Source organism: Hyphomicrobium sp. ghe19, from assembly GCF_902712875.1.
Taxonomy (GTDB): domain Bacteria; phylum Pseudomonadota; class Alphaproteobacteria; order Rhizobiales; family Hyphomicrobiaceae; genus Hyphomicrobium_B.
In genome coordinates this window covers 594,486-614,536 of sequence record NZ_LR743509.1, presented here as the reverse complement: position 1 = coordinate 614,536, position 20,051 = coordinate 594,486, and the positions used below count along the sequence as shown (strand labels likewise).

At 58.8% G+C, this 20,051-nt stretch carries 25 protein-coding genes; 11 read left to right on the top strand and 14 right to left on the bottom strand.

Annotation, left to right across the window (positions count from 1 at the left end; genetic code table 11):
• The first annotated feature begins 23 nt into the window (after nucleotides 1–23).
• The gene (locus AACL53_RS02875; RefSeq protein WP_339082288.1) at nucleotides 24–1,790 is read left to right on the top strand and encodes a metallophosphoesterase; all 1,767 of its coding nucleotides are present in this window, start codon (nucleotides 24–26) and stop codon (nucleotides 1,788–1,790) included.
• On the opposite strand, the gene AACL53_RS02870 is transcribed toward AACL53_RS02875, so the two are convergent.
• From AACL53_RS02870 to AACL53_RS02850, 5 genes are all read right to left on the bottom strand, one after another.
• Nucleotides 1,777–2,871 (bottom strand): AI-2E family transporter, encoded by a 1,095-nt coding sequence (locus AACL53_RS02870; protein ID WP_339082286.1) that lies wholly within the window; start codon nucleotides 2,869–2,871, stop codon nucleotides 1,777–1,779. The two genes, AACL53_RS02875 and AACL53_RS02870, sit on opposite strands and share 14 nt — an antisense overlap.
• An 84-nt stretch (nucleotides 2,872–2,955) precedes the next feature.
• On the bottom strand, nucleotides 2,956–3,174 hold the full coding sequence (locus AACL53_RS02865; RefSeq protein ID WP_339082284.1) for a hypothetical protein: 219 nt from the start codon (nucleotides 3,172–3,174) through the stop codon (nucleotides 2,956–2,958).
• A gap of 324 nt (nucleotides 3,175–3,498) precedes the next feature.
• Nucleotides 3,499–4,326, bottom strand: coding sequence for a transglutaminase family protein (locus AACL53_RS02860; protein ID WP_339082282.1), 828 nt, complete (start codon nucleotides 4,324–4,326; stop codon nucleotides 3,499–3,501).
• Nucleotides 4,327–4,360: 34 nt separating this feature from the next.
• Nucleotides 4,361–4,588 (bottom strand): hypothetical protein, encoded by a 228-nt coding sequence (locus AACL53_RS02855; protein ID WP_339082280.1) that lies wholly within the window; start codon nucleotides 4,586–4,588, stop codon nucleotides 4,361–4,363.
• Between the two features lie 207 nt (nucleotides 4,589–4,795).
• Complete coding sequence (locus AACL53_RS02850) at nucleotides 4,796–5,041, bottom strand: hypothetical protein (RefSeq protein WP_339082278.1); 246 nt, start codon at nucleotides 5,039–5,041, stop codon at nucleotides 4,796–4,798.
• Nucleotides 5,042–5,439: 398 nt separating this feature from the next.
• On the opposite strand from AACL53_RS02850, the gene AACL53_RS02845 reads away from it, so the two are divergent.
• Both AACL53_RS02845 and AACL53_RS02840 read left to right on the top strand, forming a co-directional pair.
• A complete protein-coding gene (locus AACL53_RS02845) occupies nucleotides 5,440–5,700 on the top strand; it encodes a hypothetical protein (protein ID WP_339082276.1) in 261 nt (86 codons plus the stop codon).
• A gap of 26 nt (nucleotides 5,701–5,726) precedes the next feature.
• Nucleotides 5,727–5,924 carry a hypothetical protein gene (locus AACL53_RS02840; protein WP_339082274.1) on the top strand — a complete coding sequence of 66 codons (198 nt, stop codon included), beginning with the start codon at nucleotides 5,727–5,729 and terminating at the stop codon, nucleotides 5,922–5,924.
• Between the two features lie 202 nt (nucleotides 5,925–6,126).
• On the opposite strand, the gene AACL53_RS02835 is transcribed toward AACL53_RS02840, so the two are convergent.
• Complete coding sequence (locus AACL53_RS02835; RefSeq protein WP_339082272.1) at nucleotides 6,127–6,495, bottom strand: hypothetical protein; 369 nt, start codon at nucleotides 6,493–6,495, stop codon at nucleotides 6,127–6,129.
• Between the two features lie 135 nt (nucleotides 6,496–6,630).
• Here AACL53_RS02835 and AACL53_RS02830 point away from each other — a divergent pair, with 135 nt between their 5' ends.
• Nucleotides 6,631–7,080, top strand: a complete 450-nt coding sequence (locus tag AACL53_RS02830; protein ID WP_339082270.1) for a hypothetical protein — start codon at nucleotides 6,631–6,633, stop codon at nucleotides 7,078–7,080.
• A gap of 893 nt (nucleotides 7,081–7,973) precedes the next feature.
• Here the strand turns inward: AACL53_RS02830 and AACL53_RS02825 are convergent.
• The 4 genes from AACL53_RS02825 to AACL53_RS02810 all read right to left on the bottom strand — a co-directional run bounded on the left by AACL53_RS02825 (nucleotide 7,974) and on the right by AACL53_RS02810 (nucleotide 9,469).
• Nucleotides 7,974–8,261 (bottom strand): hypothetical protein, encoded by a 288-nt coding sequence (locus AACL53_RS02825; protein ID WP_339082268.1) that lies wholly within the window; start codon nucleotides 8,259–8,261, stop codon nucleotides 7,974–7,976.
• Between the two features lie 310 nt (nucleotides 8,262–8,571).
• On the bottom strand, nucleotides 8,572–8,859 hold the full coding sequence (locus AACL53_RS02820; RefSeq protein WP_339082266.1) for a hypothetical protein: 288 nt from the start codon (nucleotides 8,857–8,859) through the stop codon (nucleotides 8,572–8,574).
• A 132-nt stretch (nucleotides 8,860–8,991) separates the two neighbouring features.
• Nucleotides 8,992–9,222: a histone deacetylase gene (locus tag AACL53_RS02815; protein WP_339082264.1), complete on the bottom strand. Its 231-nt coding sequence runs from the start codon at nucleotides 9,220–9,222 to the stop codon at nucleotides 8,992–8,994.
• Nucleotides 9,223–9,241: 19 nt separating this feature from the next.
• Complete coding sequence (locus AACL53_RS02810; protein WP_339082262.1) at nucleotides 9,242–9,469, bottom strand: hypothetical protein; 228 nt, start codon at nucleotides 9,467–9,469, stop codon at nucleotides 9,242–9,244.
• An 815-nt stretch (nucleotides 9,470–10,284) separates the two neighbouring features.
• On the opposite strand from AACL53_RS02810, the gene AACL53_RS02805 reads away from it, so the two are divergent.
• The 3 genes from AACL53_RS02805 (at nucleotide 10,285) to AACL53_RS02795 (ending at nucleotide 12,062) form a co-directional block, all read left to right on the top strand.
• Nucleotides 10,285–10,539 (top strand): hypothetical protein, encoded by a 255-nt coding sequence (locus AACL53_RS02805; RefSeq protein ID WP_339082260.1) that lies wholly within the window; start codon nucleotides 10,285–10,287, stop codon nucleotides 10,537–10,539.
• A gap of 471 nt (nucleotides 10,540–11,010) precedes the next feature.
• Nucleotides 11,011–11,157, top strand: a complete 147-nt coding sequence (locus AACL53_RS02800) for a hypothetical protein (RefSeq protein WP_339082258.1) — start codon at nucleotides 11,011–11,013, stop codon at nucleotides 11,155–11,157.
• Nucleotides 11,158–11,324: 167 nt separating this feature from the next.
• Complete coding sequence (locus AACL53_RS02795; RefSeq protein WP_339082256.1) at nucleotides 11,325–12,062, top strand: lysophospholipid acyltransferase family protein; 738 nt, start codon at nucleotides 11,325–11,327, stop codon at nucleotides 12,060–12,062.
• A 15-nt stretch (nucleotides 12,063–12,077) separates the two neighbouring features.
• On the opposite strand, the gene AACL53_RS02790 is transcribed toward AACL53_RS02795, so the two are convergent.
• On the bottom strand, nucleotides 12,078–13,328 hold the full coding sequence (locus AACL53_RS02790; RefSeq protein ID WP_339082254.1) for a cyclopropane-fatty-acyl-phospholipid synthase family protein: 1,251 nt from the start codon (nucleotides 13,326–13,328) through the stop codon (nucleotides 12,078–12,080).
• A 162-nt stretch (nucleotides 13,329–13,490) separates the two neighbouring features.
• Between AACL53_RS02790 and AACL53_RS02785 the strand changes: the two genes are divergently transcribed.
• Nucleotides 13,491–13,844 carry a DUF3175 domain-containing protein gene (locus AACL53_RS02785; protein ID WP_339082252.1) on the top strand — a complete coding sequence of 118 codons (354 nt, stop codon included), beginning with the start codon at nucleotides 13,491–13,493 and terminating at the stop codon, nucleotides 13,842–13,844.
• A gap of 30 nt (nucleotides 13,845–13,874) precedes the next feature.
• Here the strand turns inward: AACL53_RS02785 and AACL53_RS02780 are convergent, their stop codons facing one another.
• Nucleotides 13,875–15,392 carry a glycosyltransferase gene (locus AACL53_RS02780; protein WP_339082250.1) on the bottom strand — a complete coding sequence of 506 codons (1,518 nt, stop codon included), beginning with the start codon at nucleotides 15,390–15,392 and terminating at the stop codon, nucleotides 13,875–13,877.
• A gap of 133 nt (nucleotides 15,393–15,525) precedes the next feature.
• On the opposite strand from AACL53_RS02780, the gene AACL53_RS02775 reads away from it, so the two are divergent.
• Together AACL53_RS02775 and AACL53_RS02770 are read left to right on the top strand one after the other, a co-directional pair.
• Nucleotides 15,526–16,392, top strand: coding sequence for a transporter substrate-binding domain-containing protein (locus AACL53_RS02775; protein ID WP_339082247.1), 867 nt, complete (start codon nucleotides 15,526–15,528; stop codon nucleotides 16,390–16,392).
• A 99-nt stretch (nucleotides 16,393–16,491) separates the two neighbouring features.
• Nucleotides 16,492–17,877 carry a glycoside hydrolase family 3 N-terminal domain-containing protein gene (locus tag AACL53_RS02770; RefSeq protein ID WP_339082245.1) on the top strand — a complete coding sequence of 462 codons (1,386 nt, stop codon included), beginning with the start codon at nucleotides 16,492–16,494 and terminating at the stop codon, nucleotides 17,875–17,877.
• Between the two features lie 38 nt (nucleotides 17,878–17,915).
• Here AACL53_RS02770 and AACL53_RS02765 read toward each other — a convergent pair whose 3' ends face one another.
• Nucleotides 17,916–18,470, bottom strand: a complete 555-nt coding sequence (locus tag AACL53_RS02765; protein WP_339082243.1) for a DUF4440 domain-containing protein — start codon at nucleotides 18,468–18,470, stop codon at nucleotides 17,916–17,918.
• Nucleotides 18,471–18,760: 290 nt separating this feature from the next.
• Between AACL53_RS02765 and rpsU the strand changes: the two genes are divergently transcribed.
• Nucleotides 18,761–19,147 (top strand): 30S ribosomal protein S21, encoded by a 387-nt coding sequence (gene rpsU / locus AACL53_RS02760; RefSeq protein ID WP_339082241.1) that lies wholly within the window; start codon nucleotides 18,761–18,763, stop codon nucleotides 19,145–19,147.
• 69 nt (nucleotides 19,148–19,216) lie between these two features.
• On the opposite strand, the gene AACL53_RS02755 is transcribed toward rpsU, so the two are convergent.
• Nucleotides 19,217–20,041: an alpha/beta hydrolase gene (locus AACL53_RS02755; RefSeq protein ID WP_339082240.1), complete on the bottom strand. Its 825-nt coding sequence runs from the start codon at nucleotides 20,039–20,041 to the stop codon at nucleotides 19,217–19,219.
• Between the last annotated feature and the right edge of the window lie 10 nt (nucleotides 20,042–20,051).

Genomic DNA, 20,051 nt, shown 5'->3' with positions numbered 1-20,051 from the left:
AGTTGCATAGGAGGCAAGACGCAATGCTCCCGATCGTCGACCCGCGTCAGGGTGATGTCGAGGATGACGCATCAAGCACCAAACGGCGCACGCTGATTTCTTTGGCCGGAAGTCTATTGGCCGAAATAAGCTTGCCGAAGCTCGTCGCCGCGTGGGTAATTTTGATTGTCTTGCCGGCTTTACTGCTCGGAGCGGGGCCGCTGCTCGCGTCGATCTGGATCAGTTCCGTCTCGTCGAAAGCGGCCGAAATTTATACGGGCCTGTTGGCTCCCATCCTTTTGGCAATCCTTATTGTCATTGGATGGTTTGGCGGCAAGCCGCTGTGGCGCCTCATCGAGGCGAACTTCTGGTCATTGAATGCGCTCGCTGTTCAACCTGCCTATGCGTTATCGCGCGAAGCGCTGCGCCAACTTGCGGAGCGCTTTCTGCCGGCCAATGTCGATCAACGCTCGCGCGATATCGCACGCGCCGTCAGCGCCGCCGTAGCGGGCCTGTTGATTTGCGCTGCGTCGCTATGGATTATCGCGCTCGCTTGGCCCGGCACGCGCTGGATCGGATCGCTGGCCGATCTCTCGTCCCCATCAAATCTTGCGCACATCGCGCTTCACAACAGTGTCGTCATCGTCGCCGCCTATCTGGCCGTTGCTGGATTGGTTTGGGGCCTGGCGGACACCATCATGCCGCAGCCGCGCGATCTTCCGCGCTATCCACCAACGCCTGCTACAGGACGAATTTGGCGTGTGGCGCATCTGTCCGACATTCATGTCGTTGGGGAAAGATTCGGCTTTCGCATCGAGGGCGGACGTTCTGGTCCGAGAGGCAACGAACGCCTGAAGCAAACGCTCGAAAAGCTCGACGCGGAACATCGAGAACGCCCCCTCGATATCATCTTGATCACCGGAGACATCACGGATGCAGGACGCTCTCCGGAATGGGCGGAATTCATCGACGCGTTGTCACCTTACCCGCATTTGGCGGCGTTGACGGTTATCCTCCCCGGTAATCACGACCTCAACGTCGTGGACCGCGCCAATCCTGCCCGCCTGGATTTGCCGACGAGCCCCAAGCGGCGACTGCGTGAGATGCGGGCGCTCTCGACGATGGCGAGTCTGCAAGGCAATCGCGTGCACGTCGTCGATGATGCAACAGGAAAACTTGGCGCAACGCTGGAAGAATTTCTTGAGCCTCACGCCGAAAAGATCGCCGAATTCTCAGACAGGGGAACTGTGCGCCTGTCGTGGGGTCTCGCGGGACTATGGCCTGAGGCGTTTCCCATGGTGCTCCCTCCGGAAAACGACGATGGGATCGGCGTGATACTTCTCGATTCAACCGCTGAAACGCATTTCTCATTCACAAACGCACTCGGCTTGGTAACGCAGGAGCAGACGCGCGCCATCGAGAAGGTCACCGCGCAATTTCCAAACGCCCGTTGGATACTCGCGCTCCACCATCACATGGTCGAATATCCGACGGCCGCGAAGGCAATGTCCGAACGTATCGGCACCGCGCTCGTCAACGGAACCTGGTTCGTACGCCGCCTGCAGCGACTATCAGGCAAAGCGATCATCATGCACGGCCATCGCCATATCGACTGGATCGGCTTGTGCGGCGGCCTCGTCATCGTCTCGGCGCCATCGCCCGTGATGGACGTGACCAATGACCGGGATACCTATTTCTATCTTCACAATCTCTGCATTGGCGCCGACGGCAATCTCGCATTGCTCGAGCCCGAGCGCATCGATCTCAAGGCAGACAATGATCTGACGGTCGCGGCGCCTACCCCCAATTAGTTCGAGGCGCTCCGAAAAGGTCGGCAATCCATTGCGTCGACGGATGCTCCTCGCAAAGCGTGAGAAGAGCGATCACGATAGGAACGCCGATGAAGGCTCCGGCCAGACCCCAAAGAAAGGTCCAGAAAAAGACCGCGAACAAAACCACAAAGGGCGAAATCGACAATGCGTTGCCGACGAACCGCGGCTCCAGATAACTGCCCACCACGAATTGAATGACGTTGAGGCAGGCGAATACGAGAACCGTCATCTGCCAAGATTCGAACTGCGCCATGGCAAATACCGTCGGGAACATAGTCGCGATAAACGGACCTATGAACGGGATGAAGTTCAGCGCGAATGCGATGACGCCCCATTCCGGCGCAAGCGGCAGCCCCGCCAGCGATGCGAACGCCCACACCAGCAGACCCGTGACGACGCTCATCAGCGTCCGCACGAGCATGTACCGCCGCAGCTTGACGGCGGTCTTTGCGCCGCCGGTAAGCAGCACTTCGCCAATTTTTCCGTGCTTCCAGCCCTGAAGTTTAACGCGTGCATCGTCCACCTCTAAGAGGCCCAGCAAAACATAGATGAAGACGATGACCGAGAAGCTGACAGCCGTATTGAGGCCCGCAGTGACCTGCTGGGCGACGCGGATCAGTTGGTCGACGTTGAAATAATTCGCCCACAGCCCGGAAAGCTCAATGCCATGACTTTCGAGCCATCCGGCAACCGAGCGATAAAGCGAATGCAGGCGTTCGGCGTCGCTGGCAACGAAACGGGCAACGCGAGCCGTTGCCCAGCCGACCAGTGACGCGAAAACGAACACCACGAGAATGGTGGCCGCCATGGTCAATGCGAGAGCGATGAGCTGCGGAACACGAGTCTGCAGACCCTTCTGCAGCGGCCACGCGATCGCCATGATGAAGAGAGCAAAAGCCAGTGGTGCGAATACCGACTGTGCAAGCGAGAGGGCGCCTGCAACCAGCACAACAGTGCACAAGCCGAGCATCGCCAGAAGCGTGTGGCTGGCCGGGGACTGAGGTGAGGGTTCAGGAGCTGTCACACTGGAAAGTCTGTGCTTGGAGCTTCCGGCGGTCAAGTCATCCTTGTTTGAGGTGCAGATACTTTTTGTTTAACGGCGGATGCCGCCCCGTCGGCAGTTGCAGCCTCAACCGCGCCGACCTCATACGGCGGACGCTGATAGCAGCTCGCTCTCGCGGGCAACGCGCTCGAACGCTTCAGCGATCGTCTTGATCCGGTATTGGCGCTCGCGCCCGTCGGTCGGAAGAACGCGCGTAACCTTGTACAGCCTCGCCGACGCCGCGAGCCCTCGCAGCGACGGAGAAAAATCGACCGTCTGCCCCACTCTGAATTTCGGGATGGACACTCTAGGGTTGGACATTTCTTACCTCAATCTCGCGCCCGATCCGATTTGAGACCAGCGCATTAAAATTCAACGATTTGTCGCGACACGTAACGCAGCACGCGACGCCAATTCGGTGGTGGATTGCGCGCGCCCTTAGCCGATGAAGGACATGCCTTCGACGGCCTTCTGCGACACTTCGATTAGGCAAGTTCGCGGCGGAGAATTCGCTTCGATTCCACTGAGCGAAGAAACGGCAGGCAAAGGCACCAGCGACTGGCGCGACGCATCTGTCACGATGGATACTCTTTTAGCACCCTATCGCCCGAAAACCTAATCGCGACCGCCAACAGAGGTCTCAATTCAAGCCGGCAGCAACGCGCTGTCCGTGATTTCATCCGTCCACACACGGAAACCTTCAAGCGTATTGGGTCCGAATGTTGTCGTCATCGCAACGTCTGCCGCGTCGCGTCCGCGTGCGACAAGTACCCGGCCGATGCGAGGAACATTGTTCCGTGGATCGAACGTGTACCAATGATTGCCGAGATAAACCTCGAACCAAGCCGCGAAATCTCCGGGCGGGTAAGGCGGCGGCATACCCACGTCACCGAGGTAGCCGGTGCAATATCGGGCCGGAATGTTCAATGCCCGGCAGAACGCGACCGCCAAGTGTGCGTAGTCGCGGCACACACCCCGGCGTTCTTCATAGGCTTCCGAAGCCGTCCTCGTGACGCGCGCATGCTCGTAACCAAACGCGATGTGGTTATGCACGAAATCGCAGATCGCCTGCACGCGCCCCCACCCCGGCGTCGCGTGACCAAATAGGCTCCAGGCTAAATCCAGCAGCCGGTCGCTGTCGCAGAAACGGCTGGCGAGAAGGAAAACAAGCGCCTCTTCAGGAAGCTCTTCGACCGGAACCTGCCACGCATTGGCCATCACCGGATCGGGCAGACCGGAATCGCTCACAATTGCATCCGTCGAAATCCGTACACGTCCCGCAGGGGCGACGATCCGGCTGCACCAATTGCCGAACCCATCGCGGTAACCGGAGACCGGCACCGACGGACTGACGATGATGTTGTCAGGCATCGCGAGGTCGGAAACGCGTGTGTAGTGGATATTGAGCATTAAAATGGCGGGGGTCGCCTGAGGGAACATATAGTTCAACTCGCAACCAACCCTAAGCTTCATCGAATAATCCCTGATGTGACTTGCCTCGTCGCGCTCAATGCTGGGCCAAGTCGGCAAGCGCGTGCCGCTTGAGACCCGAAAGATCGCGCACGCCGTTCGCCGACGCCTCTATGACGCGCAGGGCGAGCATAAGGCACATGCTGTCGGCCAGCGGCGCCCCGTTCGGCTCATCCGGTTGATTTTGAATGTCGAGTAACGCCGCGGCATATGCACGATAGCAAAGTGCGAATTGGTCGGGAGTGAACGGGGGTCGGGCGTACATGGCTTCCTCCATGGGCAGGCGGGAGCACGAGCATCTCTCAGCCATCGACGCCGGCGGAAATTTGCCGATGATCGAATGACCTTGCGCGGTTGTGGCGCGCATAGCTACCTTTTTTATTTTTTAAGTCGAATGGCGCGCCGCGCCGGCCCGAACAAAACGGCCGGCGCACATGGCAATTGTCTAATGCTCAAACGAGCCGCTCACCAATCACGCTGGAGTTCGATGAGCATCCAGATCGATGATGTTGTCGCCCGGCGCATTGATGGCGGAGAAGTCCGTCACTTTGTTGCTGTCGCAAACATAGAGCCACTTCGCGTCGAAGAGTTCGCCGTCCCGGATATAGCCGAGGATGGCCCCGTGCTTGGGACGCCAAAAAAGTGTCGGCGGCAACGCCGTTCCCAGTTTGACCCAATTGGGCTCGATGTATTCTCCGACAGGCTTCCACTGAATCATTATCCGTCCTCAGCTTCCTTCATTATGAACGCGACCGGGCACAGAGCCTCGGCGAAGTCGATACGAAGGTAGGGTTATAGGCATCTTCTGCCAGGGTGTCCTGACCGAATATCGAAGCAAAGCGATGGGCTTAGCCCCGCTCCGCCCCACCTCGGGGCTCACTTTGAAGTCATCCTATCGTGGAGCGCTTTTGCTACGGCTCGAGCGCGGTGGGAGATGTCTCCGCGCACCTTGAAACGAACTATGCGCTAACGGCGATCCAATTGAAACGGGGCGGATTCGGACCTTTCGCGAGAGCCGCGAGACAGTTTGGGATTGCACAATGGACCCCGAACCCCCATTTAGAGCTCATGTGGAACTATCCGAAGCCCGTCCAGCATCAAACGGCAATTGATGCAATGAAGCCCGAACGCGATCGCGAAGCTGCAAAATCGAGAGTTGCTGAAGCGAAGCTCCGTCGCCAGCGCGAAGCCATTCAGGCCGTGCAGGATCGCGAATCCGAGCGGCTCGCTGTTCAGACCAAGACGCAACGGCTGCGTGCCGAACGTCTCGCACGCGAAGCTCTCGAACCGCCGCCCGTCAAGAAAACGCGCGTCGCAACTAAGAGCATCGCCGATCGCGCCGTTAAGCCGGCCAAGCGATCGACTTCAAAGTCGTGAAGCCGGATTAGACCGCCGGAGTTCCCGTGCCGAAATTTCTCGAATGCACTGACTTGGCCACCGGCGAGGCTATCAACGTCAATTTCGACAACGTTGAAGTATTCGAGAAGGCCGATCAATCGGGCCGGTCGGGAACGAAAATTAGCTTCGTAGGCGGCCGCTATATCTTCGTCCAACAGACGACCAAGCAACTCGCCGACAGCGTTAACGGCGACCCGTCCTAACTTTCTTGGCTGATACTCACTACGGCTCGCATCGACGAGCTGCTCCCGTGTACAGCACAGCGTAGCGAGACTACGTTCCAGGACCGGGCCCGCGATGCGATTGCCGAGTGCTTCGATTTTGGCGGCCCCGCGCGACGCGAAAGCACTACCCAATCGGCACGATGAACCACGCCATCATCTTGAGGCTGCTTCATGCTGCCCATCATCGCACCGCCATCCGCCGCATGAAGCGATCCGATATCATCGCAATCATCGCGATGCTCAGGCCCACGGGCAGCCCCACCCCCGAATCTGCCTTGCTGAGCGCGATGTAGACGTCCTGGCCAAGACCAAGCGGGCCGACGAGTGCGGCGATTGCCGGCATCGCGAGAGCCGCCATGATCGTCTGGTTCAGCCCGAGGATGATATCGCTCCTCGCAGCCGGAAATTTCACGAGGAAGAGCAGTTGCAGCGGGGTGCAGTCGGCAGGTGACCAGAATCGATCTGCGTCGCGGGCACATGCCGCAACCCCTGTTCCGTGTATCTCGCCCATTGGCACGATTGCGTAGGCAACGCAATTGCGGCGATCCACGACTTAATCCATCCGGCCTGATATATTTCCGGGCGTAGGATGAATGTACATATTCTCGACATATGAACTGCCCAAAGCAGTTGTCCCGACGCGTTACCGCTTTGCACTGATGAACGATATAGAGGATCGCCGCCCATGAAATTTCTTACCAAGCAAATACTGATAGCTGTTGCCGCAGTTGCACTTCCGTTCTCGGCGCACGCGGCTGACGCTGACGCCGGCATCGAGTTGGCATTTATGCCGAGTGCGATGGACGTCACCCTGCTCAACGAAGGCGGCAAGTTCGTCACCGTCGACATGAAGAAGCTTGCGAAGGGCGACAAGTGCCATCTGGAAAAGGATGCAGTTATCATGAAAGTCGGTCCGGGCGCTGCACCGGCGACGACTCGCGTTCGCTACGCCGCGCCGAATCTCAGTCACGGGGGCTGCCCGTTCATGACGGAGTTCGAACTTCCGGATGCCGATTACACCGCTGCCCGCGCCGCGTTCACGGCCAAGACGGATGAGGCTTCCAAGAAGGTTGACGATCTCAAGAAACAGCTCGGAGACAAGTGGAACGAGCTGACCACCCAGCAAAAGCAATAGGCCACACGGAGCGAAAGGCTGGCCTGCTATTTGGCCTTTCGCTTCCTTCTCACCGAGTCGTTGCGCAGAAGAGAAATCAAATAGATCCCTAGAACGAATGGCACCCCCAGTGCCAAAACCATCTTGATATCCTCAAGCATGGCAGCAACCCCTCCAACGTAACCCCATCATTTCTAGCACATGCACGCGCGAAACGTCGAAGCGTCTCGTGATGCAAAATATTTATCCGCTGCCTCGCGTTTCTCTCGGCACCTGATGTCCCGCACATCATCAGCTTACGGATGATATGTTACAAGCATCCCCCGAGAAAACGGCCGGGAAGATTTCACCTCCCGGCCGCGAAACACCCCTTCAGCTGGCGCACCGATCAGCACCCCCTTAGCCACATGCATCGATTGAACCAGAAGCCGCCCATGCCCCATTGATTGGTGCACATTTGCTGCACGGAATCGCATCCCCATGCAGGACCGCCCGGAGGAGGAGGTGGTGGTCCGACACCCGGCGGCGGAGGCGGCGGACCTCCCTGCGCCTGTTGAATCATTGGCGAGACCGCAGGGGCCGTCGTGAGCCTCGGCTCTGCGACTGCAACCGTCGCGATCGCGCTGCTGCTAAACGCAATAAACCCGAACACAATTTTTCTCATTGCGCGTCTCCATTGCTTGAAAGCAGGACGACTCTAACGGCGCACCGGAGGGAGCATGAAGTTCCCGGCTTCCAAGCTGAACATCGGGTTCACAGTCGCTCTCCTTTGATCCGCACTCCGCGGCACTTCTAGCATCAAGTCGAGCGCGGAGCAGACATCATCCGCCGGCGGAAGTTATCGGCAGCAACCAGAGGAAAGGGCCGGAAAGGCGAACCCTCCCGGCCCCGAAATTCAATTTTCGATTTGCCACCTATTGGCAGCCGCGCGATGCCATGCAGACGTTGTACGGCCCGCCACCGGGAATCCATTGCTCAGCACAGATTTGCTGCGCCTCATCGCAAGAGTTGCCACCTGCTGCAGCCCATCCCGGCCCTGGTTCAGGACCGGGTCCACCCGGACGGTCAGGCCAGCCGAACTTTTGAACCTGCTGAACCATCGATTGAGCAGCTGGAGCAGCTGGAATTTTCGGCGCGGCGATTACGGCCGTCGCGATAACGCTGCTGCTGAATGCGATACACCCGAACACAATTTTTCTCATCACGCCTCTCCTTCACTTGGAAGCAGAGAGACTCTAACGACACTTCAGAAAGAGGATTGAAAACCGGAGATCGCGCTGAACATTGAGTTCACCGGCGCTCACCTTTGGGCCGCTGTCCATGACGCGCCGCACACGATAAATCGAGGAAAAACAAATTGCATTTCGATTGCCATCGAGGCGCTCGATCATCCGCGAAAAACGGCTGAAGATATTTTCTTGGTAGCGTGAATACAAAACTTCAGACGACGCATTAAAAAAGGCCGGGAGGAAAAGCTCTCCCGACCTCCCGATTCAAATTTGCGGACCGCTATTAGCAGCCGTGACGCCACATGCAGCGCCGGAATCCGGGGCCGCCCCACCCCCAACGATCGGCACAGAGATGTCGAGCACCGTAGCAACCACCGTATCCATAGCCCCATCCAGGACCACCATAGAACCGTGGACCGCCGTGCCAACGGCGATGCCAGCGATAATAGTCGGCTTTTTGAACCATGGATTGAGCGGCCGGCGCCCCCGTCGGGAAAGCTGGCTCGGCCAACGCCGACGTCGCGATCAACGTGCTGCTGATTGCAATAAATCCGAACACGACTTTTCTCATTGGGTGTCTCCATTGCTTAGAAACAAGGAGACCTCTAACGCGAAAATTCGCAAAATGTGTGCGCTTACGAGAATGTATTTAAGCTGAACATCCGTTCACGGACCCGCCGCACTTATCGACGCCGGACTCGTATCAAGGCGCCGGTTCAGTTGTATAAGGATGAACCGCATCTGCGCGAGCCGCGGGCGCCGGAGCCGGGGCATTGATCGTCGCGGGCGCAACCCTCGGATTCATTTGGCCATAATAATAACTTGCCGCCGACAATGCGAACGCCACCAACAGCAACGCGAGAAGAACGTTCAACGTGTTGTCGGTTCTGCGAACGACTTCACCTAGCCCTCGGCCTTCGCTCCACAAAGCCATGATGAGTAGATCTCCTCGGCTAATGCTTGCTATGTGTCGGTCCGTCGAGCGCCACCGACGTGGCTGGGAATGCCGAAACAATGCCCGCGTCATCGGTAAGGATCCGGCCGTACATCAACACCGAGAAAAGCACGACGCCGAGAACGAACAAGGCAAGTACCCCAACGAAGATCACGCGTCGCGCATCGCGTCGCGCGATAGCTTCGTCTGCGACATCTATAAAATCGCGGTTTTGGTCTAACGCCATGGCGTTATCCTCCAAACGTTCCTCAGGAGAATAACGGCGCTGCTTGTACGTGGTTCCTCGGCAGCGCCTGCATGATCCGCACAAAGAAAAAGAGAGCGGACATTTAAGCCGCTCTCTTCTTTGAGCTTATCGCTCATGGACAGAACCATTTGGGGACGGCGCGGCTCTGTCAGCTGCCGATCAAACCTCGGGGTAGAGATTGCCATGTAGATTCATGGGCAACAACTACTCAGCACATACGCTGCTGTCGGCATCCGATAAGCAATCTGATTTGGGTACGGATGGTCAAGCCCAAGATGCGCGATACCTTGGCGCTGCGCTGCGGCTGCCACAGCCGATGCGGCCGGACAGCCACTCGGCGCGCGAAAACGCGCATGCGGGAACCACCAGTCATTAAACGCGTTTTTGGCCCGGAGCGTGGCATCAGCCCCGCTCGTAGGGTGTCGGCTCGGTGCGGACGAGCCGGCATCCCGTTGGCATAGGAATAACATGCAGAACACTTGTTACAGCTCGGACGAATTGAAAAACCTCGCGCACATTATCAATAAAATTCTTACCGAGGCGCGAAGCCACCGCCCGGAACTTTCGACTGATGATGTCGTCCAGCGTCTCTGCGCCATTGCCGATAGAGGCGAGCGCGACATATCGAAATTTCGCGCCGCTGTGTTGAACCAAGCAGCTTGAGACACCCTCGCGATTACCTCGTGGGCGCGGCGGTTCGTTGCAACCGCCCGCTACGATCCTGATCGACGTGTTCGGCGGTTCCGCAGCGGAGTCGAGGAACCCTCATGTCCTTGACGCGTTGCGTATCGAACATGCGCCAGAACGTCGACTGGGAGCAGGCGATGACCTATGAAAGCATTGCAGTAAGCAATAATCAGCCAGCGGAGCTTTTCGATGCGCGGTCCCGCATCGCGCGCCTCGAAGCCAAACTCGAGCAGGCCGACTATCTTATTGCCGAAGCGCTCGAGTCTGCAGTTGATTACGAAGATATGATCCGCAAATTGCAGATGGCCCAGCAAACGCTCAAAGAGGCATTGAGCCAGCAAAGTGATCTGATGCGGGCGTAAAAATCTGCAACGATCCGGTGTGGACGATACGATATTGGTACGGCAGCTCGGCGCAGTAGCGAACACCGGCCTTGTCGGCATCCTCCCACGACTCGAACGCGCCATCGAGCAATCCAGCCCCTCCGCCAAAGCATCCCTCATCGTCGCCACGGCATGACTGACACCACACGACCACGCGAAATTTTTCCATTGCGTCACCCCGTAAAATGCTTCGCGCGAGCATGCTGAACTCCATGCCGCGCCTGCTTTTCTTCTGATTTTGCTTCTGAATTTCGGATGAACGTCGCCGTGAGATTGGTTACCGCCGATCACGTTAGTCGACCACGGGCGAGCAACGACACCGCCATGCCCAATGCTTGAATATGTGCCGCACGCATTCGGGCAATTCGGTCGCACCCAACTTGAATGTACCTGACGGGAGCTTTATGTGGCCGAGTTCGTTACGAGGCCGCAACTACTTCGAGTTTCAGTATGCCAAAGCATGCAGGAAAAATCCGGTTCGACGAGGTCAAGCATCAAGCCTCCGACGGATACTATGTTTTCATAGCTTTGATCTGCGTCGTCGCCTCGACAACGCTCGCGGTGCTCATAAGCTTCGGCATCGAAATGCTCGGCTGAAGCGTTGTCGAAGTGAGCATTGTTGCTCGAAAGTTTTATCCCGACACTTGCAACTGTTGCCGACCGGGGGACAATTGCGTCCTCGCATGAATTCGCTACCTTCGGATGACGCGAGGCTCGTCTACTCGCGGCCAAATCTCCCAACGCATCACGCCGGTTAAAACCAAATGACCCGTGTATCGAAAAAAAATAAGATTCTGGCGGGGATCGCTGGCCGCATCGTAGCCGGATTGATCAACGCGGTTAAAAAGACGTCGCGCCCCGTCTACCAGCCCTCCACTTTTTTCGATGATCTGCGCGCCGAGGCGCCCTTCATCATGGCGATGTGGCACGGGCAATTCATGATGCTGGCTGATCTCAACACACGCGAGTACGCCGTGGCGGCGATGGTCGCGCGTCACGGCGACGGTGAGATCGTGGCGCACTTTTTGAGCAAATTCGGCATCTCGGCAATTCGTGGCGCCGGTGCAGGTCACCGAAAAAGGGATCGCGGCGGCGCATACGCGCTTCGCGCAGCTGTGCGAGCACTCGAAGAGGGCACCATCGTCGCGATGACGGCGGACGTTCCTCCATCCCGGCCACGCCACGCAGGCAATGGCATTGTTACTTTGGCTCGCCTCTCCGGCCGCCCGATCATTCCCGTCGCGGCCGCCACCTCGAGATTCATCGTGCTCAATTCCTGGAGCCGGATGACGATCAATCTTCCATTCTCCAAACTCGCCCTTGTCGCCGGCGATCCGATTTTCGTCGCACCCGATGCCGATGAAAACGAGATCGAACGCAAGCGGCGCGAAGTTGAGAAGTCTCTCAACGCGGTGACGAGCAGGGCTTATGAAATCGCTCAGGCGGCCGAGCCGAGGATTCATGCCGAGCCGTCTGGCACAACGTCGAGTCGCAACGGCTGAAGCAGCCCCGCGAAGTCACTCGGCGGCCATGCTATGCCCCATGTCCTCTTCGCGCCGGCGCAATCTTTCCTCTTCGGCCGCCATGTAATTGCGGACACGCGGAACTGCATCGATCGTTTTCGCGAGCTGTATCTGAAAGACCACAAGGCCCCCGTAGCGGAAACCTGCTTCCGCCGCCGCTAGATAGTATTCCCACATCCTGCAGAAACGTTCGTCGAGCACCGCGGCGGCCTCTGCGCGCCGCGCCATAAACCGGCTTCGCCAAGCGGCGAGCGTATCGGCGTAGTGAAGCCGGAGGATCTCGATATCGGTGACGACGAGACCCGACCTTTCGATGGACGGAAGAACCTCTGCAAGCGACGGAAGGTAGCTGCCCGGGAAGATATACTTTGCGAACCAAGGATTGACCGCGCTTCGGCCGTCGATACGCCCGATCGAATGCAGCAAAGCAACGCCGTTATCGTTGAGGCTCCGCCGAACGATGTCGAAGTATGTATCGTAGTCCTTCGGACCGACGTGCTCGAACATGCCGACGGAGACGATCCGGTCGAATGACTCATGCAGCGCTCGGTAGTCTTCCAGCCGGAAGTGAACCCGGGAGCTGAGACCTCGCTCCCTCCCCCGCCGTTCCGCGACCTTCAGTTGCTCGGGCGAGAGCGTCAAACCGGTGACGTCCGCGCCGTCGATGTCGGCAAGATAAAGCGCCAATCCACCCCACCCGCTCCCGATATCGAGAATTTTAGCTCCCGGCGGAACGAGAAGCTTTGCAGCTATGTGCCGCTTCTTGGCGAGTTGAGCGGCATCCAAGCTTTGCCCGGGAGCCTCGAAATAAGCGCATGAATATTGCCGGTCGGCGTCGAGAAACAATTCATAGATTCGATCGTCGATGTCGTAATGGTGATGGACGTTGTCACGCGCCAGTCGTTCGGAGTTCCGCCGCGTCCATCGCCCGACCGTTGTGCGCAAGACGTTGCGAAGGCGTCCGAACTGCGGCGGCGTCAGGCTGTGAAGATTGCGACCCAAGAGGTCGAGCAAATCGTAAACGGAACCGCCCGAGACTTCCAATCGGCCATCGGTGAAAAGCTCGCCGAGCGCCATTTCTGGATGGAAGAAAAGTTTCAAAGCCGCTTTTGAATCCGTCAAGCGTACTTTGAGGGGTAGGCCCGTCCCGTCTCCGGCCGAGACGCGATCGCCTCCGGGAAATTCCAACGTCAACGAGCCCTCACGGACGCATTGGCGTACAAGCGATTGCAACGCACGTTTCATCGGACGGGCCGCTTGGTTTGCGCACAAACGACAGAAATAACGACCGGAAAGACCTTTTGGTTCCTGGCCAAACGCTCCCCGGTGATCGGAACTTAGGCGACTAACTTCGGTTTTTCACGTGCATTGGATCAACGCAGTAAAATCAGTCTAAAGGACCATATTTTGCCTCAGCGCGGAAAAAATTCCAAGCACCCGGTAGCCGATCACCCGAAACCGGATCGTAAGAGCGGCGGTCAGAGCCGGTCAAAACACCTCTGGTCTGCGGACGTTACCGCGCAAAGCGACGCGCTCGATCTCGAAAACCACGTGTTCGCGCGCAAACCGGCGGAAATCGCCCAATCACTGAAGCGTTCGGCAGAACGCAGCCACCGGCGAAAAACGACGCCGTTCCAATCGGCGATGTCGATGCTCAACTTTTATATTAATCGTGCGGGCAAGAACCTGACCGCCAAGCGCCGGCAGACATTGGATCGCGCCAAAGACGAATTGCGCAAGGCATTTGGCCGGACGAAATAATGAGACGAAATAATGATTTTCGCTCGTGCGTTACACACGCATGCCGGGCGTTCGAGCCCGGCTGACCCCGTGTGTGGTCTTCTCCCAATAGAAAGGCCGAAGCATCAAATCGAGAACCGCGCGATAAGCGGCAAATGAAATTGCGAGCCAATAGACCGGCAGAAAGAATACGGAGAAAAGACGTAGCGACGTGCCGGGCCCGGCGGACGTAATCGCGATAAGCGATGCGGCGGAAAGATAACCCGTCGCGAGGTTGGCTCCGCACAGCCAAAGCAGAAAATCGCTCTCGGGTAGAACCCCTATTCCAAGCACGCTGTATATCGCGGCCAGAACATAGAACCAAGGATGGCAGAGCATAGAGACCAGCATGGCGCAGATCGTCACCTGAAAACCGGCAAACTTCCACGGGCCGAGATCCCGCCAAAGCCGGGAGGGACGACGCATATGAACGAGATACGTCTGCATCCAGCCCTTAATCCAGCGTGTACGCTGACCGAGCCACGCACGCCACGTCGTCGGGGCCTCTTCCATCGTCTCCGAGTCGACGAGAGACACTTCGTACCCGAGGCGAGCCAATCGAATTCCGAGATCGGCATCCTCGGTGACGTTGAATGGATCCCATCCGCCGCATTTGAGAAGAACGTCGCGCCGGAAATGATTTGAAGTTCCACCGAGAGGAATGGGCCACCTGAGATAGTCCAACGCCGGAAGCAAACCCCTGAAGAGCGCCGCGTATTCGAGCGCGAACTGCCGGCTGAAAAAGGACTCGTCGATGTTCGAGACCGACAGCCGCGCTTGCACGCACGCAAGACGCGGTCCGCCTTCAATGAAGGCGTGAGCCGCGCGGCGAAGCTGATCAGCGTCCGGAACGTCCTCGGCATCGAAGACCACCACGAGCGCGCCGCGCGCATCCTGCAAAGCGTAGTTGAGAGCCCGCGGCTTCGTTTTAGGCTGCCCCTGCGGAACCGTTACCGTTCTCATGTTCGGATAAAGCCCGGCATTCGCGATCGCTCGCCGCGTCGCCTGATCGTCCGCCTCGGTGATGAAAAGTATTTCGAGGAGTTCGCTCGGATAATCGAGACGCGCGAGCGCATCGAGCAAGCCCGGCACCACGGCAACTTCACGGTAGAGAGGGATGAGCACGGAGAACGTCGGCAACCGGCTGTCGAACCGTCGGTCGAAAGACCGCCGCTCCGGTCGTCCCTTCGGGTTCCTCCACGCCTGCCAAAACGCGACCAGCCGAACCGCCGAGATCATGAAGAACGGCAGCGTGATGGTCAGCGACCAGAGGACGAGGCCGAAATCGTTGAGCAGGATCAGCCCGGCCGTCAGCGCCGACAGTGCCGAGAAGAGAAAGGCGCGCTGCCATGCAAGAAGCGGAGAAGCCGCGGAAAAGTCCGGCGCCCGCCGCCGCAAGTCGTTGACCGCGCGGTCAAGTTGCCCAATATCGCGTTGAAACTGCGATTGCGACGAACCGAGTCCGCGGACGAGAGCGCGCGACGTGCGTACGGCACGCGCAGTCGGCGTTTTTGACCGAGCCCCAAACATTCAGCCCCTGGTTGGCCCCCACGGCGACCGCCTCGCCCAGCCAGTGACGAAGTATATGCTCAAGGTGTTCAGATTTGAAAGCTGGAAGACACGCGGATTTGCGATCTGTCCGCGAGGGGAGCAAGAAGAGCGGATGAAGATGAAGATACAGAAATCAGTCCAGAACGCCCTCCTTGCTTTTACCGCCGTCGTGACGTTGGCGCTCGGCTGTGCCGTCTCGGCCTTCTCCGAAAATGCAGGGCCACTACGAGTTGCAGCGGCGGCCACGGAAACAGCGACGGACACCGCACCCACGCGCCGGGTCGTCATTCGGTTTCTGACCGACAGCGATTTCCCGCCCTTCAACTTCTATGACGAGGACGGCGTACTCGTTGGATTCAACATCGACCTCGCGCGTGCCATTTGCCTGGAGCTCGGTACGTCCTGCGATATCAAGGCACGTCCTTGGGAGGATCTTTTCGCAGGCCTGAAGAAGGGCGAAGCCGACGCCGTCATCGCCGCTCACAAGGTGACGGGCGCAGCGCTCAAAGACGTCGACTTCACGGACCGCTACTTCCATACCCCCGGACGGTTCGCCGGACGTAAGGAGCAACCCCAAGTCGAGATGACACCGAGCGGCCTCGACGGAAAGCGCATCGCCGTTGCGCGTGGCACCGCACACGAAGCCTTCCTCAAAGCCTTTTTCCGCGATAGCCCGCTCGCGATCTACGAAAACGCCGACTTGGCCCGCGAGGCGTTAGCGGCCGGCAAAGCCGACTTCATTTTCGACGATGGAATATCCCTCGCCTTTTGGCTGAACGGAACTTTATCGCGTCAGTGTTGCGAAATGCGGGGTGGCCCCTTCTTGGAACCGAAGTTCTTCGGCGACGGTATCGCAATTGCCGTTCCGAAAACCGATCCTGGCATTAGGCTCCTGTTGAACAAAGCTCTTGAGCGAGTGAGGGCATCGGGGCGATTTGAAGAACTCGTTCAACGCTACTTTCCCGTCAGAATTTATTGAGAATAATTATCCTCGAAGCTGGGCGTCGCGCAAAAGCAAGCCTAATACTTTTGCATTCTCCCAGCGGACGGGTCTCAAAACCGCGAACCCTTATCGAGCATGATTCAAACCATTGCCCGGGCCGTTATTCTTGCGTTCCTGTCGGTCGCGCTTCTCGCGCCGATTGAAGGCGGCGGAGACGCTCATGCCGGATATTCCAAATCGGGGGCGCGTAAATATTCCGCGAGATCTGCGCGCGCAAAATATAAGGCCGCCCGCCTCTATCGAAACCGCTTGGCCCGACGGGCCGCTGTTGCCGCCAAAGCGCAAGCCGCGGCGGCAAAGGCGGCCCAGGCATCGGCAGAGGCCGCCACCAGGCGACCGCAGAAGCTCCTGACGAGAGCTGAGATCTTAGCGTCCGATCCTGCGCGCCTCGAACGGCTCGGCAGCCGCCTCGTCGTGGGTTTTGCAAGCTTCTCCGAGGTCAAACCCCTCGTCGAGAAAAAAGCCATCGCCGGCATCTTCATCACCGATCACAACGTGCGTGGCCGAAAGGCCGCGGATGTGGCCAAAGACATTCAAGATCTGCAGGACATCCGCAGGGCACAGGGTATGCCACGTCTCATCGTGGCGGCCGACCAGGAAGGCGGCTACGTTTCACGGTTATCGCCGCCGCTCAAATGGCAGCCCACGCTCGGAATGATCATCGCCAAACTCAAGACTGATAGCGAACGCGAGAAAGCCGTGCGCGAATATGCCGAAACGCAAGCTCGCGAACTCGACCGCCTCGGCATAACGATGAACTTCGGCCCCGTTGTCGATCTGCGGCTCGGGCAGCCTTCCCGTGACGACGGTGAAACACGCATCTTCTGGCGGGCCATCGACAGCGACCCCTATCTCGTGGCCAAGGTCGCAGCTTGGTATTGCGATACGCTGACGAAATTCAACATCATCTGCACGCTCAAGCATTTCCCCGGCCTCGGCCGGGTCGCGCGCGACACGCACGTCGCGTCCGGCGAACTCGCCGCAAAGGAAAGTCAGCTCGAGCTGAGCGACTGGCTGCCGTTCCGCCGCGTCATGACCCAGCCCGGCATCGCGACCATGGTCGGCCACGTGCGCGTCGATGCCGTCGACAAAGCGACGCCCGCGTCCTTCTCGGATGCCGTAGTCAACACGGTGATGAGACCGCGCTTCGAAAACGATGGACTGCTGATTACCGACGATTTCAGCATGGGCGCGGTGACGGGATCGAAAGACGGACTCGGCGGCGCCGCGGTCAAAGCCGTCAATGCCGGGATCGACTTGATCCTTCTATGCGCGCTCGATGCGCACTTCGACATCCTCATGTCGGCACTGATCGAGGCCGACGCCAAGGGCGAGATGGCACACGCCCGCGAGGCGGAATCCCAAGAACGGCTGAAGCGATACGTCTTCGTCGATGACCGTGAAATTCCACCCTCGACGCCGCTTCAGGCGGAACAGCTCGGTCCCTCAGTTTCGCCGTGATGCCAAGCCTGCCGCGTCCAATCTGTTTATGAGCAGCACTACTGCGGCAACGACGTGTTGCTTGCCGCACTGCCTATCGGCTTGGCCGCGCTTCGCGGATCAGCGGCGAGGAAATGGCGCACAATCCACCAACGGTCGCCGCGCAGCGCGTACTCCATCGAATAAATTCCGCCAAGCAATGTGCGGGTCCCCTTGCGTTCGCCACTGAGCCGGTAGACGACCGGCCCGCTGACCGTCGCAACACCGCAGTCCGACGTCAGCGACGAAGGCTTGATCGAAATCATCGGATGCTTGGCGAGCAGATCCTTGTAGAACGAGCGGATCTCCTCAGCGCCGTTCTGAAGATTGCCCTTGCTCGTCGTCAGTGCCGCATCGTCCGCATAGAGCGCCGAGAGCCGCGCCGGATCGCCGCTCGCAAATTCCACCCTCCACCTATTGAGGAGCTGAACGATCTCAACCTCCGAGAGCTTCGCGCACGCCGCTTCGGCCCGGACTGGGGGCACATGTATGCACACGGTCAACGCCGCGAGGCTAACGATCGAAACGGAAACCAGCGATTTGCGCGAGCGCCTGAAGGTTAAGGGTCCGTTCATGCCTTCCATCCCTAAAAAATTACACGGACTTTTCACGATTCTCGCTCAAAGACGAACCTGGCTTCCGTCGCGTCCGGCCGGCTCCCCGCAGGGCAGTCGCACGCCACAAACAAGGCACCTATCCGCGACAAACAAACACCCACCGAACACGCGCGCAGTCCCGATTGCCAAGCATCGTTGTGTTTGCTACAAGGCCCGCAGAAATGAAGCGCGGGCCCCGGCGGCGAAACCACCGGCGTCGGTGTTTTTGTGCATCCCGACAATCAGGATTCATTAGAGGATACAACCGCTTGCAGGTTCTCGTTCGCGACAATAACGTTGACCAGGCTCTCAAGGCGCTTAAGAAAAAGTTGCAGCGCGAGGGCGTCTTCCGCGAGATGAAACTTCGCGGCCATTTTGAAAAGCCCTCAGAAAAAAGAGCACGTGAGAAGGCCGAGGCGATCCGCCGGGCCCGTAAACTCGCTCGTAAGAAGCTTCAGCGTGAAGGCCTCCTTCCGAGCAAGCCGGCCGTGGCCCGTGGCGGTCCCGGTGGCAAGGGCCCGGGCGCTGGTCGTGGCGCCGGCGGTGGTTCCGGTGGTGGCTTCGGCGGCAGCAGCGGTGGCGGCTTCGGTAGCGGCGGCAGCAGCGGCGGTGGCTTTGGTGGTGGCGGCGGCGGTTTCCGCAGCGGCGGCGCCTGAGCCCAACGTCTAGCTAATCGAATATTTAAGGCTCGCGATCTTCGCGGGCCTTTTCGTTTTTCCGGCGCGTCAGTTCTTTTGCGGTCGCGCCGCACGCAGCCTACTGATCCAGTGGTCGATGATGCCGAACGAAGGCCCATCATGAATGACGTGCCCGCCTCCCGGTATCGTCCTGATCTCTTTGGGTTCGTTGGCAGCCTGAAATAGCCGCTTCCCCATCTCTACCGGCACGACGTCATCGGCTTCGCCATGCAGGATAAAGAGCGGCGCGTGGACGTCGCGGATGTAGCCGATCGAGTCGTAGCGATCCTTCAGCAGCCAGCCGACCGGCAGCCACGGATAATACATCGAGGCGAGTTCGACGATCGACGTATAGGGGCTGTCCAAAATCACGCCCGCCACTTTGTTCTCGCGCGCGACCTGAATAGCGACGCCGCTGCCGAGCGACTCTCCATAAAGAATGATGTCGTCGGGACTGACGCCCTCTTTGACCAGCGTGTCGTAGGCAAGCTTCGCATCGGCGACGTTGGCCGTCTCGGAGGGCTGACCCGTGGAGCCGCTGTAGCCCCGGTAGGCCATCATGAACATCCCGCGTCCGCGCTCGATATACCGGCGAATGGTTTCGCGCCTCAGTTCCAGCGCGCCGCCGTTGCCGTGGAAATAGAGAATGGTCGGCTGCCCGGGTTTCGCTTTGCCATACCAGGCGACGATCTTTTCACCGTCCGGCGTCGATAGTATCCGCTCCGATACATGCGGCAGGCTCGCAGCAGCCGGCGTCGTCCGCGCCGGATCGGGGAAATAGATGAACTGGCGCTGCGCGATGTACATGACTCCCAGAACCGCCGCGTAGATGGCCGCGGCAGTCGCGACGACGGCTTTAAGTATCAGAAGCATACCGAGCTTG

Bases quoted from the DNA above. Each gene is read 5' to 3' on its own strand.
- AACL53_RS02875 (WP_339082288.1), top strand. From the start codon at position 24: ATGCTCCCGATCGTCGACCCGCGTCAGGGTGATGTCGAGGATGACGCA.
- AACL53_RS02865 (WP_339082284.1), bottom strand. From the start codon at position 3,174: ATGTCCAACCCTAGAGTGTCCATCCCGAAATTCAGAGTGGGGCAGACG.
- AACL53_RS02860 (WP_339082282.1), bottom strand. From the start codon at position 4,326: ATGAAGCTTAGGGTTGGTTGCGAGTTGAACTATATGTTCCCTCAGGCG.
- AACL53_RS02855 (WP_339082280.1), bottom strand. From the start codon at position 4,588: ATGTACGCCCGACCCCCGTTCACTCCCGACCAATTCGCACTTTGCTAT.
- AACL53_RS02850 (WP_339082278.1), bottom strand. From the start codon at position 5,041: ATGATTCAGTGGAAGCCTGTCGGAGAATACATCGAGCCCAATTGGGTC.
- AACL53_RS02845 (WP_339082276.1), top strand. From the start codon at position 5,440: ATGAAGCCCGAACGCGATCGCGAAGCTGCAAAATCGAGAGTTGCTGAA.
- AACL53_RS02830 (WP_339082270.1), top strand. From the start codon at position 6,631: ATGAAATTTCTTACCAAGCAAATACTGATAGCTGTTGCCGCAGTTGCA.
- AACL53_RS02825 (WP_339082268.1), bottom strand. From the start codon at position 8,261: ATGAGAAAAATTGTGTTCGGGTGTATCGCATTCAGCAGCAGCGTTATC.
- AACL53_RS02820 (WP_339082266.1), bottom strand. From the start codon at position 8,859: ATGAGAAAAGTCGTGTTCGGATTTATTGCAATCAGCAGCACGTTGATC.
- AACL53_RS02815 (WP_339082264.1), bottom strand. From the start codon at position 9,222: ATGGCTTTGTGGAGCGAAGGCCGAGGGCTAGGTGAAGTCGTTCGCAGA.
- AACL53_RS02810 (WP_339082262.1), bottom strand. From the start codon at position 9,469: ATGGCGTTAGACCAAAACCGCGATTTTATAGATGTCGCAGACGAAGCT.
- AACL53_RS02805 (WP_339082260.1), top strand. From the start codon at position 10,285: ATGCGCCAGAACGTCGACTGGGAGCAGGCGATGACCTATGAAAGCATT.
- AACL53_RS02800 (WP_339082258.1), top strand. From the start codon at position 11,011: ATGCCAAAGCATGCAGGAAAAATCCGGTTCGACGAGGTCAAGCATCAA.
- AACL53_RS02795 (WP_339082256.1), top strand. From the start codon at position 11,325: ATGACCCGTGTATCGAAAAAAAATAAGATTCTGGCGGGGATCGCTGGC.
- AACL53_RS02790 (WP_339082254.1), bottom strand. From the start codon at position 13,328: ATGAAACGTGCGTTGCAATCGCTTGTACGCCAATGCGTCCGTGAGGGC.
- AACL53_RS02780 (WP_339082250.1), bottom strand. From the start codon at position 15,392: ATGTTTGGGGCTCGGTCAAAAACGCCGACTGCGCGTGCCGTACGCACG.
- AACL53_RS02775 (WP_339082247.1), top strand. From the start codon at position 15,526: ATGAAGATGAAGATACAGAAATCAGTCCAGAACGCCCTCCTTGCTTTT.
- AACL53_RS02770 (WP_339082245.1), top strand. From the start codon at position 16,492: ATGATTCAAACCATTGCCCGGGCCGTTATTCTTGCGTTCCTGTCGGTC.
- AACL53_RS02765 (WP_339082243.1), bottom strand. From the start codon at position 18,470: ATGAACGGACCCTTAACCTTCAGGCGCTCGCGCAAATCGCTGGTTTCC.
- AACL53_RS02755 (WP_339082240.1), bottom strand. From the start codon at position 20,041: ATGCTTCTGATACTTAAAGCCGTCGTCGCGACTGCCGCGGCCATCTAC.